Here is a 13,580-nt window from a genome sequence, read left to right as displayed (position 1 = left end):
GTCCTCAACGCAGTTTCAACGTGGCTAGGCCGATCAGCACGAGAATTACCGTGATGATCCAGAAACGCACGATCACGCGCGGTTCAGGCCAACCTTTGAGTTCGAAGTGGTGGTGGATCGGCGCCATGCGGAACACGCGTTTGCCGGTTAGCTTGAAGGAGGCGACCTGGATCACCACCGACAGGGTTTCCATGACGAACACGCCGCCCATGATGAACAGCACGATTTCCTGGCGGACGATCACCGCGATGGTGCCCAGCGCGGCGCCGAGGGCCAGCGCGCCGACGTCACCCATGAAGACCTGGGCCGGGTAGGTGTTGAACCAGAGGAAGCCCAGCCCGGCACCGACGATGGCGCCGCAGAAGATGATCAGCTCACCCGCGCCAGGCACGCTCGGGATGAACAGGTATTCGGCGAATTTGATGTTGCCCGACAGGTAGCAGAAGATCCCCAGCGCGCCGCCGACCATCACGGTGGGCATGATGGCCAGGCCGTCGAGGCCGTCGGTGAGGTTCACCGCGTTGCTGGAGCCGACGATCACGAGGTAGGTCAGCACCACGAAACCGATCCCCAGCGGGATCTCGACGTTCTTCAGCATTGGCACGATCAGCGTGGTCTCCACCGGCGTCTCGGCGGTCATGAAGAGGAAGATCGCCGCGCACAGGCCGAATACCGACTGCCAGAAATACTTCCAGCGGCTCGGCAGGCCGCGGGAGTTCTTCTCGATCACTTTGCGGTAGTCATCCACCCAGCCGATGGCGCCGAACAGCAGGGTCACTACCAGCACGACCCACACGTAGCGGTTCGACCAGTCGGACCACAGCAGGGTGCTGATGGCGATGGCCGTGAGGATCAGCGCGCCGCCCATGGTCGGCGTGCCTTTCTTGGACAGGTGCGATTGCGGGCCGTCGTTGCGCACGGACTGGCCGATCTGGCGGATCTGCAGGGTGCGGATCATCCACGGCCCCAGCCAGAGCGACAGGACGAGCGCGGTCAACACGCTCAGGATGCCGCGCAGGGTCAGGTACTGGAAAACGCCGAAGCCCTTGTAGAACTGTTGCAGGTACTCGGCGAGCAGCAGCAGCATTTAGTGACTCTCCTCGGAGGAACCACAGAGCGCCGCGACGACCTTGTCCATCGCCGCGCTGCGGGAACCCTTGATCAGAATGGTGGTTGTCGAAGCTTCTTCGGCCAGGGCCTGGATCAGGCTGGCCTGATCGGCGAAGTGCCGGCCCGCGGAACCGAACGCCTGCACGGCGTGGCTCATCAGCGGTCCGACCGCATACAGGGCGGCGACTTTGCCAATGGCATAGGTTCCCACTTCGCGGTGGGAAGATTCCGCCCAGGCACCCAGCTCGCCCATGTCCCCGAGGACCAGGACGGTCCGGCCGGAAAAGCCGGCGAGTATATCAATCGCCGCGCAGATTGAAGCCGGGTTGGCGTTGTAGCTGTCGTCGATCACACGCATGCCGTTCGTCGCCAACTGGGCTACGGCGCGCCCCTTGACCGGCTGCAGGTTGTGCAGCCCGGAAACGATCCCGACCAGCGGCACGCCAAGAGCGTGAGCGGCTGCGGCGGCGGCCAGCGCATTGGCGACGTTGTGCTCACCCAGCAGATTCAGCTGAATGGCAGCCTCGCCGGCAGGGCCCTGCAGGGTGAATCCCGGGCAGCCACGGGCGTCACGCTTGACGTCGCTGGCGTGGAAGTCGGCGCGAACATCGTGCAGGCCGAAACTGGAGACGCGACGGCCGTCAGCACGGGCCTGCCAGGTATCGAAGGCCTTGTCGTCACGATTGAGAATGGCGACCCCATCGGCCACCAGGCCTTCGAGTATTTCGCCCTTGGCCAGGACGATCTTGTCCTGCCCGCCGAACTCGCCCACATGGGCGGTGCCGGCGTTGGTGATGATCGCCACCTGCGGACGGGTCAGCGCGACGGTATAGGCAATCTCGCCGACACGGTTGGCGCCCAGCTCGATGACTGCGCTCTGGTGCTGGGGGGCCAGCTGCAACAGGGTCAGCGGCGCGCCGAGATCATTGTTCAGGTTGCCGCGGGTCGCCAGGACGTCGCCCTGGGTCCGCAGGATGCTGGCGAGCATTTCCTTCACGGTGGTCTTGCCGCTGGAGCCGGTCACGGCAGCGACGCGGCCGGTGAAGGCAGCACGGTTCAGCGCGCCGAGCTGGCCCAGCGCGATGCGGGTGTCTTTCACGACCAACTGCGACAGCGGCGCACCGGCGACTTCACGCTCGACCAACGCAGCGACAGCGCCCTTGGCGGCGACGTCGGCCAGATAGTCGTGGCCGTCGAAGCGCGGACCGGTCAGGGCAATGAACAGTTGGCCCGGCTCGATGGCGCGGCTGTCGGTGCTCACGGCGGCGAAAGTGACATCGGCACCGACCACCCGGCCTTGCAGTGCGCCAGCGACTTCGTTGAGCGACAGGGGCTTAAGCACGCTTCACCTCCCAGTCAGCCAGCGCCTTGGCGGCTTGATCAAGATCGGAGAACGGATGCCGTACGCCGTCGATCTCCTGGTAATCCTCGTGTCCCTTGCCAGCCAGCAGCACGACATCGTCGACACCGGCGGAGGCAATCAGGCGGGCGATAGCCTCGCCACGGCCCGGGACGAACTCGACGGCATCGGGCTTGGCGAAACCGGCGCGGATATCCGCGATGATCGCCCCGCTCTGCTCGGTACGCGGATTGTCGTCGGTGACCAGCACGCGGTCGGCGTGCTGCTCGGCAATCTGCGCCATGATCGGACGCTTGCCGCGGTCACGATCACCGCCGCAGCCGAACAAGCACAGCAGTTGGCCGTGCACATGCGGGCGCAGGGCCAGCAGGACCTTTTCCAGCGCATCCGGGGTGTGGGCGTAGTCGACAACCACCAGTGGCTTGTCGCCGCCACCCAGACGCTGCATGCGGCCGATGGGGCCTTCCAGTTGCGGCAGCACTTTGAGGACGTCGCCCAGCGGGTGGTCCAGTCCTAGCAGTGCACCGACCACGGCCAGCAGGTTGCTCAGGTTGAACTTGCCCAGCAGCGAACTGCGCAGCAGGCCTTCGCCCTGCGGGGTGACGATGTGCGCCTGCACGCCGGCATCGCTGAACTTCGCTTCGCGGCAATAGATATAGGCAGACGAGTCGCTCAGGCTGTAACCCATCAGTCGCGACTCGTGGGACTCGGCAGCCAGCTGGCGACCGAAGTCATCGTCCAGGTTGATCACCCGGCAACGCAGCCCCTGCCAGGCGAACAGCTTGGCCTTGGCGGCGCCGTAGGCTTCCATCGAGCCGTGGTAGTCCAGGTGGTCGCGGGACAGGTTGGTGAATACCGCCACATCGAAACCCAGGGCGGCGACGCGGCCCTGCTCCAGGCCATGGGACGACACTTCCATCGCCACGGCCTTGGCGCCGGCCTGCTTGAGGCGTGCCAGGGTCGCCTGCACGGCGAGCGGGTCGGGCGTGGTGTGGCGGCCGCTTTCCAGCGCGCCATAGAAACCGGTGCCGAGGGTTCCGACAATGCCGCAGCGTTCGCCCAGCAGGTCGAGCGCCTGGGCCACCAGTTGGCTGACGCTGGTCTTGCCATTGGTGCCGGTCACGCCGACCAGCTCGACGGCACGGCTAGGCTCGCCATAGAAGCGCCCGGCAATGGCGGAAAGCTGTTTGGCCAGGCCCTTGATGGCGATCATCGGCACATCGCTGGGTGGCAGGTCGACAGCACCTTCCGCTTCGTAGGCAATCGCGGCAGCGCCCAGGGAGAGCGCAGCGGCAATGTGCGCGCGGCCATCCTGACGGCCACCCGGCACGGCCAGGAACAGGTCGCCCGGCTTGACGGTGCGACTGTCCAGGGTCAGCTCACGGATCAGCTCGCCGCTTTCAGCTTGCGGCAGCAGTTGATTCAGGCTCATCGGCATCAGCCACGCCCTCCTTTGGCAGCGGGCGCAGCATCGGCCTGTTGCTGCGGGGTTGTCGGCAGGTTGTCTGGCGGCACGTTCATCAGGCGCAACGTCCCGGACATCACCTTGCTGAACACCGGCGCGGAAACCAGGCCACCGAAGTAACCGGCCTTGCTGGGCTCATCGATCACCACCACGGCGACATAGCGTGGGTTGTTCATCGGCGCGAACCCGGCGAACAGGGAACGGTAGGAGTTCTCGGCGTAGCCCTTGGTCCCGGTCGCGGTCTTGCGCGCGGTGCCGGACTTGCCGGCCACGTGATAACCCGGCACCTGGGCGCGGTACACGCCGTTCGGCGCCTCGATGACCTGCTGCAGCATGCCCTGCATGGTTTTGGCGACCGGCTCGGGGATAACCTGGACGGCGTCGGCCGGGCGATCGGCACGCACCATGGTCAGCGGCACGCTGCGACCATTGTTGGCCAGCGCCGCATAGGCATGGGCCAACTGGATGGCGGTTACCGACAGGCCATAGCCGTAGGACAGGGTCGCGGTCTCGGCCTTGCGCCACTCACGGTAGTTCGGCAGGTTGCCGACGCGCTCGCCCGGGAAGCCCAGGCCGGTGTCCTGCCCCAGGCCGACCTTCTGCATCACGCTGTAGATGGCTTCGCCGCCGATGTCGAAGGCGATCTTGCTCATGCCCACGTTACTGGAGCGGATCAGGATGCCGGTCAGGTCCAGCACCGGGCCCTCGGTACGGGAAACGTCGCGAATGGTGTAGCGGCCGATCTGCAGGGTGCCGGGGTAGACCTCGACCTTGTCGGTGGGCTTCCAGCGGCCGGTTTCCAGCGCCGCGCTCATGGAGAACGGCTTCATGGTCGAGCCGGGCTCGAACACGTCGATCATCGCGCGGTTGCGCATCATCGCCGGCTGCAGGTTGCGGCGGTTGTTCGGGTTGTAGGTCGGCTGGTTGGCCATGGCCAGCACTTCGCCAGTCTTCACGTCGAGGATCACCAGGCTGCCGGCCTTGGCCCCGTTCTCCACCAGCGCGTTACGCAGTTCGCGGTTGGCCAGGTACTGCAGACGCAGGTCGATGGACAGCGCCAGGGTCTTGCCGGCCTTGGCATTGCGGGTGACCTGCACGTCGCGGATCAGGTGGCCACGGCGATCCTTGAGCACTTGGCGCTTGCCCGGCACGCCGGCCAGCCAGCTGTCGAAGGCGAGCTCGACACCTTCACGGCCGCGGTCGTCGACATCGGTGAAGCCCACGACCTGTGCAGCAACCTCGCCCGACGGATAGAAGCGGCGGAATTCCTCGACCGAATAGACGCCGGGGATGCGATGGGCCTTCACCTGAGCCATCACCGCCTCGCCCTGTTCCGGGGTCAGGCCCCGGACCAGATAGATGAATTCCTTGTCAGCGTTCGCCTCCAGTCGCTCGGACAGCGCGGCCTTGGGCTGGCCAAGCGCGTCGGCGAGGAAGTCCCACTTCTCGCGCTCGAGCACCAGTTCCTTGGGGTTGGCCCAGAGGGTGGCGACCGGCGTACTGACGGCCAGCGGCTCACCATTGCGATCGGTGATCAGGCCGCGGTGCGCGGGGATGGTGATGTGACGCACGCTGCGCGCATCGCCCTGCCCCTTGAGGAAGTCATGGTCGATCACGTGCAGGTCGACGATCCGCCAGGCAATCGCCGCCACCATCGCCAGCAGCAGGGCGATGACGACGCGGAAGCGCCAGGGGTAGCGAGCGCCGGCCAGGTCTCTCATGGTGCCACCATGATGATTTCGGTCGGATCGGGCACGCGCATCTTCAACTGGTCGGTCGCCAGGCCTTCGATGCGGCTATGGGCCGTCCAGGTGCTCTGCTCGAGGATCAGCCGACCGTACTCAGCCTGCGCCTTGTCGCGCACGTTGAGCTCGGTATACAGCGAGTTGAGCAACTGGCGATTCCAGTAAGCGCTGTAGGAAACGGAGATGGCCGACAACAGCACGCCGATGAACAGCAGCAGCATGAAGAAGCTGCCGGTGGGCAGGCGCTTGGAGAAGAGACGGCTCATCTGAGCTTCTCCGCAATGCGCATGACCGCGCTGCGCGAGCGCGGGTTGGCCTTGAGCTCCGCCTCGGAGGCGTAGACAGGCTTGCCGATCAGCTTGAGGCGCGGATCGAACGGCTTGACCTGGATCGGCAGGTTGCGCGGCAGGTTGTCCGCTTCGCCTTTCACCTGCTTGCGCATGAACTGCTTGACGATGCGATCTTCCAGCGAGTGGAAGCTGATCACCACGAGACGACCGCCCACAGCCAGGCCTTCCAGCGCGGCCTCAAGGCCACGCTCCAGATCGCCCAGCTCGTTGTTGATGAAGATGCGCAGCCCCTGGAAGGCACGGGTAGCCGGGTTCTTGCCCTTTTCCCAGGCCGGGTTGGCCTCGGTGATGACGGCCGCCAAGTCGGCGGTACGCTCGAACGGCGCTTCCGCACGACGCTGCACGATGGCGCGAGCCATGCGCTTGGCGAAGCGCTCTTCACCGTAATCCTTGAATACACGGGCGATCTCATCTTCCGCGGCCGTGGCGATCCACTGCGCAGCGCTGACGCCCTGATCCGGGTTCATGCGCATGTCCAGCGGGCCATCATTGAGGAAGCTGAAGCCACGCTCCGGGTCATCCAGCTGCGGCGAGGACACACCCAGGTCCAGCAGAACGCCGTTCACGCTGCCCTGCAGGCCGCGTGCGGAGAACTCTTCGCCCATCTCGGCGAAGGACCTTTGCACAATGACGAAGCGGCCGTCTTCGGCCGCCAGTGTTTTTCCCGTCGCGATGGCTTGCGGGTCCTTGTCGAACCCGAGCAGTTGACCGCCCGGGCCGAGCTTCCCGAGCAAGGCCCGGCTGTGCCCTCCCCTTCCGAAGGTTCCGTCCACATAGCGGCCGTCCTCCAGGGGGGCCAGCGCTTCGACGGCCTCCTCGAGTAGAACGGTGATGTGTTGGAAGGTACTGGTCACAGGCAGGCTCACAGAATAAGGTCGCGCAATTCATCCGGCAGGCCGCCGGGCTCTTTGATGGCTGCGAGGTCGGCCTCGGCAACCGCATTCCACTTGTCTTCGTCCCACAGCTGGAACTTGTTCAGCTGGCCGACCAGCATCGCCTTCTTGTCCAGGCCGGCGTACTCGCGCAGGCGCGGCGGAACGAGAAAACGCCCGGCGCTATCGAGCTCCAGGTCAACGGCATTACCAATCAGCAAACGCTGCAGACGCCGCGTTTCTTCACGCAGCGAGGGCAGCTCGCGCAGTTTGGCTTCGATGAGTTCCCATTCAGGGAGGGGGTAGACGGTGAGGCAGGTGTCGACGGCATCGATAGTGACGATGAGCTGGCCATTGCAACGCGAAACGAGCTCGTCACGATACCGACTCGGCATCGCGAGGCGCCCTTTGGCGTCGAGACTGATGGCGTTAGCTCCGCGAAACACGTCAGCGCTTCCCCTGTGGTTGGCTATCCATGCCTGTTGATCCCACTTTTACCCACTTCATACCACTTCTGCACACTATAGAAATCCGCGCTCCCCACCGTCAAGGTAAGCCGGAGGGGAAAAATCCTTACAGGACCGAGATTTAGCGTGCTTTTGCGAGGTTCGGGGAGGGAATTTGACGCGCTAGAAAAGAGAAAAGCCCAGTGTTTTCAAAACACTGGGCCTTCATACTTAAAGTGATTTCTTAAGTTCTACACTTCTTCCGGTCAGCGACAAATGGTCATGTGGGAAGAAGTGGCGGAAAAGTGGTGAGAGTCGATCTGTAAGCCGGGTTCTGTCGAGGACAGCCATTCCTCTGGGACATACATCACTGCATGCCTCAAGCGATCTACCCGAACCCAACGCGGGCCGCGCCAATGGGTTCCTATTTGATCTTGCTCCGAGTGGGGTTTACCTAGCCACGAACTGTTGCCAGCCGTGCGGTGCGCTCTTACCGCACCTTTTCACCCTTACCGGCGCTTGCGCGCTTAGGCGGTTATTTTCTGTGGCACTTTCCGTAGGCTCACGCCTCCCAGGCGTTACCTGGCACTCTGCCCTGTGGAGCCCGGACTTTCCTCCATCCCGTGATGGAACACCACGGAACAGCGACTGTCCAATCGACTCTCAGGCTGCAAGGTTAGCGGCTGTCAACGCCCAGGACAAGCTCAAGCCTTGCCCTGGCGCTCCAACGCGATCTGATAAAGCTGGTTCTTGCGCGCCCCGGTGATCTCCGCGGCAAGCGCCGCCGCGCGCTTGATCGGCATCTCCGCCAGCAGCAGGTCGAGCACCCGCAGGGTGTGCGCATCGACCGCTTCATCGCCCTCGGGCGCAGGCTTGCCGGCCACCAGCAGCACGCACTCTCCCCGCTGCTGATTGCTGTCGGACGCCACGAATTCACGCAGTTCCCCCAGCGGCAACCCCTTGAGGGTCTCGAAGGCCTTGGTCAGTTCACGGGCCAGCAGCGCCGGCCGTTCGTCGCCGAAGATCGCCACCATATCCTCGATGCACTCCAGCACGCGGTGCGGCGCCTCGTAGAAGATCAGGGTACGCGGCTCATCCACCAGCGCCTCCAGGCGCCCACGACGTCCGGCGGCCTTGGCCGGCAGGAAGCCTTCGAAGACGAAGCGATCCGACGGCAGGCCCGCCGCGGAAAGTGCGGCAATCAGCGCGCAGGCTCCCGGCACCGGCACCACCGGGATGCCCGCGGCGCGCGCCTGGCGCACCAGGTGATAGCCCGGATCAGAGATCAGCGGCGTGCCCGCATCAGAGATCAGCGCGACATCCTCGCCAGCCTGAAGCTTGGTAAGGAAGCGGCCGCCCTGCTCTCGCTCGTTGTGTTCGTGACAAGCCGCCAATGGCGTCTGGATGCCGAAGTGCTGCAGCAGACGCACGGAGTGACGGGTGTCTTCGGCCGCGATCAAGGCCACGTCGGCCAGCACCTTCAGCGCCCGGGCGCTGATGTCGTCCAGGTTGCCAATAGGAGTGGCCACCACATAGAGAGTGCCTAGGGTCACGCGGGAGAACCTCACCGGAAGTGTCGGAAAAGACGCATTGTATCCCGATTCCGCCAGCCGCCATCGCGTCCCCCTTGCCGCTTCGGTACAATCGGCAGTTCTTTGAATGCGTCACGAGAAGCCCGATATGATCGCTCGCCTGCGTCCGCTATCCGCTCTGTTCCTGGCCGGCATGCTCGCCGCCTGTGCGTCCTCCCCGTCGTCCACTCTCGGCGAACTGCCGCGCACCCCGGACGCCAGCATCGAACAGCTGCTGCAGCAGGCCTCCACCGCCAAGCCAGATGAAGCCGCAGTCCTGCGCCTTTCCGCCGCCGATCAGGCCTACAAGCAGAAAGATCTTGGCCGCTCGACGCAGATCCTCGACCAGATTCCGCTGGAAAGCCTGAAGCCCGCCCAGCAGGTCTTCGCCAGCACCCTGCGCGCCCAGCTCGAACTGGCGCGCAACAAGACCAAGGCCGCCCTGAAGGCTTTCGACCATCCCAGCTTCCAGCGCCTGAGCGAAATGCCCGTGGACCTGCAGGCGCGCGCCGGCATGGTCAAGTCACTCGCCCTGGCCGCCGACGGTCAGGCCCTGAGCGCCGCCCGCGAACGCGTCTTCATCGACCCGCTACTCAATGCAGAGGCGAGCAAGGCCAACCACGAGGAGATCTGGAAACTGGTTTCCAGCCTCCCACTCGAGCAGATGCAGGCCAGCAGCAACGAAGGCGACCTGAACGGCTGGCTGGAACTGGCGCGCATCACCAAATCCTCGTCAACTCTCAAAGAACAGCAGTCGAACATCGACAACTGGGTCGCGCAGAACCCCGACCACCCGGCCGCCAAGCAATTGCCCGACGCGCTGACCAAGCTGAAATCCCTGGCTGCCCAGCCGCTGAACAAGATCGGCCTGCTGCTGCCCCAGCAAGGCCAGCTGGCCTCCGTCGCCCGTGCCCTGCAGGACGGCTTCCTCGCCGCCCACTACCAGGCCCAGCACAACGGCGGCCAGCAGCCGGATATCAAGCTCTACGACAGCACCCAGGTACGCTCGCTGGATGAGTTCTACCGCCAGGCCCAGGCCGACGGCGTGCAACTGGTCGTTGGCCCGTTGGAGAAGAACCTGGTCAAGCAGATGAGCAGTCAACCGCAACTGCCCATCACCACCCTGGCCCTGAACTACGCCGATGGCAATCAGGAAGGCCCTGCCCAGCTGTTCCAGTTCGGCCTGTCCGCCGAGGACGAAGCCCGCGAAGTCGCCAACCGCGCCTGGAACGACGGCATGCGCCGCGCCGTGGCCCTGGTGCCGCGCGGCGAATGGGGCGACCGTGTACTCGCCTCGTTCAGCCGCAACTGGCAGGCCGCCGGCGGCACCCTGATCGCCGCCGAACACGTCGACCAGCCGGTCGAGCTGGCGCGCCAGATCGCCGACCTGCTACAACTGCGCCAGAGCGAAGGCCGCGCCAAGCGCCTGCAGGGCGTGCTCGACAGTAGCGTCGACACCCAGCCGTCGCGCCGCCAGGACATCGATTTCATCTTCCTCGCCGCCACCCCTCAGCAGGCCCGCCAGATCAAGCCGACCCTGGCCTTCCAGTACGCTGGCGACCTGCCGGTCTACGCCACCTCCAACCTGTACACCGGCGTAAACAACCCGGCGCAGGACCAGGACCTGAACGGCATTCGCTTCTGCGAAACCCCCTGGCTACTGAACCCCAACAACACCCTGCGCCAGCAGGTCGCCACGCAGTGGCCGGCCGCCAACGGCAGCCTCGGCCGCCTGTACGCCATGGGCGCCGACGCCTACCAACTGGCCCCGCGCCTGCCGGAGCTCAAGGCGGTGCCAAGCATGCAGCTAGATGGCCTGACCGGCACCCTGAGCGTCAGCGCCAGCCAGCGCGTAGAGCGCCGCCTGCCCTGGGCAGAGTTCAAGAACGGCCAGGTCCAGCCGCTGGAGAACAGCGGTATTTGATCGGCAACAGCCCTACCCAGAAGGCCGGGCAGCGAGCCGAAGCCGCCGCCCTGGCCCACCTGCAACAGCATGGATTGCGCCTCCTGGCGCAGAACTGGACGTGCCGCCGAGGCGAGCTCGATCTGGTCATGCTGGACGGCGATACAGTAGTATTCGTCGAAGTTCGCTCCCGCCGGCATTCTGCCTGGGGAGGAGCACTGGAGAGCGTGGACATGCGCAAGCGTCAACGCCTGGCCATTTCCGCTGAACTCTTCCTGCAACAGAACGCCCGCTGGAGCAGCCACCCCTGCCGGTTCGACATCGTCGCCATCGACATTCGCACCCCCAGCTCCGCAGGGCACTTGAACTGGATTCCCAACGCTTTTGACACCTGATCAGACGCCCGACGAAAGGTCACACCTGATGGACATGCAATCCCGTATCCGCCAGCTCTTCCATGCCAGCATCGAGACCAAGCAACAGGCTACCGAGGTGCTCATCCCGCATATCGAGCAGGCCAGCATGGTCATGGTCAATGCCCTGCTGAACGAGGGCAAGATTCTCTCCTGCGGCAATGGCGGCTCCGCTGGCGACGCTCAGCACTTCTCCTCCGAACTGCTGAACCGCTTCGAGCGCGAACGCCCGAGCCTGCCGGCGGTCGCCCTGACCACCGACAGCTCGACCATCACCTCGATCGCCAACGACTATAGCTACAACGAAGTCTTCTCCAAGCAGATCCGTGCCCTGGGCCAACCGGGCGACGTGCTGCTGGCGATTTCCACCAGCGGCAACTCGGCCAACGTCATTCAGGCGATCCAGGCCGCACATGATCGCGAAATGGTTGTCGTAGCTCTGACCGGCCGTGACGGCGGCAACATGGCATCATTGCTGCTGCCCGAAGACGTGGAGATCCGCGTTCCGGCCAAGGTCACCGCACGCATCCAGGAAGTCCACCTGCTGGTCATCCATTGCCTCTGCGACCTTATCGACCGTCAACTGTTCGGGAGTGAAGAATGACCCGTACCCCTCTGATCGCAGCCACACTGGCCGTGACCATGGCACTGGGTGGCTGCAGCAGCTTCGTCAGCGCCACCCGCGACAAGCCGATCGACGATGACAAGGGTACCCGTACCCTGGGCAGCAAGATCGACGACTCGCTGATCGAAACCAAGGTGGCGGTGAACGTCGCCAAGGCCGATCCGGACCTCGACCGCAATTCCCACATCGTAGTGATCAGCTATAACGGCGTGGTACTGCTCGCCGGCCAGACTCCACGAGCCGACCTGAAGAACAAGGCCGAGCAGGCCGCCAAGGAAGTGCAGAAGGTCAAGACCGTGCACAACGAGCTGCAGATCCTGCAGCCCTCTTCCCTGGCCGCGCGCAGCAACGACACCTGGCTGACCACCAAGATCAAAAGCCAGATGCTCGCTGACGCAAACGTGCCGTCCACCCGCATCAAGGTGCTGACCGAGAACGGCATCGTCTATATGCTCGGCCTGGTGACCCGCAAGGAAGGCGACCTGGCCACCCAGGTGGTCCAGGGCGTGGACGGCGTGCAGAAGATCGTCCGCCTGTTCGAGTACATCGACTGACCGGGCCATTTATTGCAGGCATGAAAAAGGCGACCCTCGGGTCGCCTTTTTTTATTACTTCACCACCTTGAGACTCGGGCGGCCACTGGGGCGTGGCGGCTCGTCGGACGGGCCGTCATCCGGCAGCTCCTCGTCATCGGTGGGCACCGGCGGCTCCAGATCGAACACCATGCCTTGGCCGTTCTCCCGCGCATAGATGGCCATTACAGCCTGAGACGGGATGTACAGACCCTGGGCAACACCACCGAAGCGACCCTCGAAGCTGACCGCCTCGTTGTCCATCTGCAGGTGGCGCACAGCGGTCGGGGAGACGTTGAGCACGATCTGCCCGTCGCTGGCATAACCCGGCGGCACCCGCACGCCGGGATACTCGGAATTCACCAGGATATGCGGCGTGCAGCCGTTATCGACGATCCACTCATAGAGGGCTCGCACGAGGTAGGGACGACTGGAGTTCATCATCGGGCTCCTTAGCGCATATCACGTTCGATAGAGGACAGGCTGGCACGGAAAGTTTCCCGTGCAAACTGTCGCTCCATGTAATCCAGCAGGGGCTTTGCCGGCCGCGGCAGCTCGATGCCCAGGATCGGCAGTCGCCAGAGGATCGGCAGCAGGCAGCAATCCACCAGGCTCAGCTCGTCGCTGAGGAAGAACTGCTTGTCGGCGAACAGCGCCGATACACCCGTCAGGCTCTCACGCAATTCCTTGCGCGCCAAGGCGCGTTCGGTGTCCTTGCGGCGGGTATCGAGGATTCTATCCACCAGACTGCACCAGTCGCGCTGGATGCGATGCATCAGCAGACGGCTGTTCGCGCGGGCCACCGGGTAGACCGGAAGCAGCGGCGGATGCGGATAACGCTCATCGAGGTACTCCATGACCACCGTCGACTCGTAGAGCGCGAGATCGCGATCCACCAGGGTCGGCAAGCTGCCGTAGGGGTTCACTTCAGCGAGTTTGGCCGGGATATTGCCGGCAGGGACGTCGATGATGTCGGCAACGACGCTCTTCTCAGCCAGCACCAGGCGTACGCGATGGCTGTAGTGGCAGGCAGGATCGGAGAAGCAGGTGAGCTTGTTGATAGCGGCCATGCCGCGCGCCTCCTCGCAGGACTTTCTTGTGGGAGGTAGAAAAACGCACGCGCGCCCCGTAGGGCGCGCGCTTGTTAC

14 protein-coding genes and 1 other RNA gene are annotated in these 13,580 nt (G+C 64.4%); 4 read left to right on the top strand and 11 right to left on the bottom strand.

Annotation, left to right across the window (positions count from 1 at the left end; genetic code table 11):
* Positions 1-4: 4 nt before the first annotated feature.
* The 9 genes from mraY to rsmI all read right to left on the bottom strand — a co-directional run bounded on the left by mraY (position 5) and on the right by rsmI (position 8,901).
* Positions 5-1,087: a phospho-N-acetylmuramoyl-pentapeptide-transferase gene (gene mraY / locus PNI01S_RS11540; RefSeq protein WP_037009773.1), complete on the bottom strand. Its 1,083-nt coding sequence runs from the start codon at positions 1,085-1,087 to the stop codon at positions 5-7.
* Positions 1,088-2,452 (bottom strand): UDP-N-acetylmuramoyl-tripeptide--D-alanyl-D-alanine ligase, encoded by a 1,365-nt coding sequence (locus tag PNI01S_RS11535; RefSeq protein ID WP_084358274.1) that lies wholly within the window; start codon positions 2,450-2,452, stop codon positions 1,088-1,090. It lies immediately after the preceding gene.
* On the bottom strand, positions 2,445-3,908 hold the full coding sequence (locus PNI01S_RS11530) for a UDP-N-acetylmuramoyl-L-alanyl-D-glutamate--2,6-diaminopimelate ligase (RefSeq protein WP_084358273.1): 1,464 nt from the start codon (positions 3,906-3,908) through the stop codon (positions 2,445-2,447). Before PNI01S_RS11530 ends, PNI01S_RS11535 begins: the two co-directional genes overlap by 8 nt.
* Positions 3,908-5,656, bottom strand: a complete 1,749-nt coding sequence (locus tag PNI01S_RS11525; RefSeq protein WP_084358272.1) for a peptidoglycan D,D-transpeptidase FtsI family protein — start codon at positions 5,654-5,656, stop codon at positions 3,908-3,910. Before PNI01S_RS11525 ends, PNI01S_RS11530 begins: the two co-directional genes overlap by 1 nt.
* A complete protein-coding gene (ftsL, locus tag PNI01S_RS11520; protein ID WP_024764058.1) occupies positions 5,653-5,946 on the bottom strand; it encodes a cell division protein FtsL in 294 nt (97 codons plus the stop codon). Before ftsL ends, PNI01S_RS11525 begins: the two co-directional genes overlap by 4 nt.
* Positions 5,943-6,884 (bottom strand): 16S rRNA (cytosine(1402)-N(4))-methyltransferase RsmH, encoded by a 942-nt coding sequence (gene rsmH / locus PNI01S_RS11515; RefSeq protein ID WP_089285828.1) that lies wholly within the window; start codon positions 6,882-6,884, stop codon positions 5,943-5,945. Before rsmH ends, ftsL begins: the two co-directional genes overlap by 4 nt.
* A gap of 8 nt (positions 6,885-6,892) precedes the next feature.
* Complete coding sequence (gene mraZ, locus PNI01S_RS11510; protein WP_024764056.1) at positions 6,893-7,348, bottom strand: division/cell wall cluster transcriptional repressor MraZ; 456 nt, start codon at positions 7,346-7,348, stop codon at positions 6,893-6,895.
* A gap of 307 nt (positions 7,349-7,655) precedes the next feature.
* An RNA gene (gene rnpB / locus PNI01S_RS11505) (RNase P RNA component class A) lies at positions 7,656-8,012 on the bottom strand.
* A gap of 40 nt (positions 8,013-8,052) precedes the next feature.
* Positions 8,053-8,901 carry a 16S rRNA (cytidine(1402)-2'-O)-methyltransferase gene (rsmI, locus tag PNI01S_RS11500; RefSeq protein ID WP_167632560.1) on the bottom strand — a complete coding sequence of 283 codons (849 nt, stop codon included), beginning with the start codon at positions 8,899-8,901 and terminating at the stop codon, positions 8,053-8,055.
* Between the two features lie 127 nt (positions 8,902-9,028).
* Here rsmI and PNI01S_RS11495 point away from each other — a divergent pair, with 127 nt between their 5' ends.
* The 4 genes from PNI01S_RS11495 to PNI01S_RS11480 are packed head-to-tail and all read left to right on the top strand — an operon-like array spanning position 9,029 to position 12,414.
* A complete protein-coding gene (locus PNI01S_RS11495) occupies positions 9,029-10,843 on the top strand; it encodes a penicillin-binding protein activator (RefSeq protein ID WP_084358270.1) in 1,815 nt (604 codons plus the stop codon).
* On the top strand, positions 10,840-11,217 hold the full coding sequence (locus PNI01S_RS11490) for a YraN family protein (RefSeq protein WP_084358269.1): 378 nt from the start codon (positions 10,840-10,842) through the stop codon (positions 11,215-11,217). The genes PNI01S_RS11495 and PNI01S_RS11490 overlap by 4 nt, the downstream gene beginning before the upstream one ends.
* A 28-nt stretch (positions 11,218-11,245) precedes the next feature.
* Positions 11,246-11,839, top strand: coding sequence for a phosphoheptose isomerase (locus PNI01S_RS11485; protein WP_017518113.1), 594 nt, complete (start codon positions 11,246-11,248; stop codon positions 11,837-11,839).
* Positions 11,836-12,414 carry a BON domain-containing protein gene (locus PNI01S_RS11480; protein ID WP_084358268.1) on the top strand — a complete coding sequence of 193 codons (579 nt, stop codon included), beginning with the start codon at positions 11,836-11,838 and terminating at the stop codon, positions 12,412-12,414. Before PNI01S_RS11485 ends, PNI01S_RS11480 begins: the two co-directional genes overlap by 4 nt.
* A gap of 54 nt (positions 12,415-12,468) precedes the next feature.
* Here PNI01S_RS11480 and PNI01S_RS11475 read toward each other — a convergent pair whose 3' ends face one another.
* Together PNI01S_RS11475 and PNI01S_RS11470 are read right to left on the bottom strand one after the other, a co-directional pair.
* Positions 12,469-12,873 (bottom strand): ClpXP protease specificity-enhancing factor, encoded by a 405-nt coding sequence (locus PNI01S_RS11475; RefSeq protein ID WP_024764052.1) that lies wholly within the window; start codon positions 12,871-12,873, stop codon positions 12,469-12,471.
* 11 nt (positions 12,874-12,884) lie between these two features.
* Entirely contained in the window at positions 12,885-13,502 is a 618-nt protein-coding gene (locus PNI01S_RS11470; RefSeq protein WP_024764051.1) for a glutathione S-transferase N-terminal domain-containing protein, read from the bottom strand.
* Between the last annotated feature and the right edge of the window lie 78 nt (positions 13,503-13,580).

Source organism: Pseudomonas nitroreducens NBRC 12694 (assembly GCF_002091755.1).
Lineage (GTDB): Bacteria > Pseudomonadota > Gammaproteobacteria > Pseudomonadales > Pseudomonadaceae > Pseudomonas > Pseudomonas nitroreducens.
This window is presented reverse-complemented; position numbering and strand designations above follow the sequence as displayed.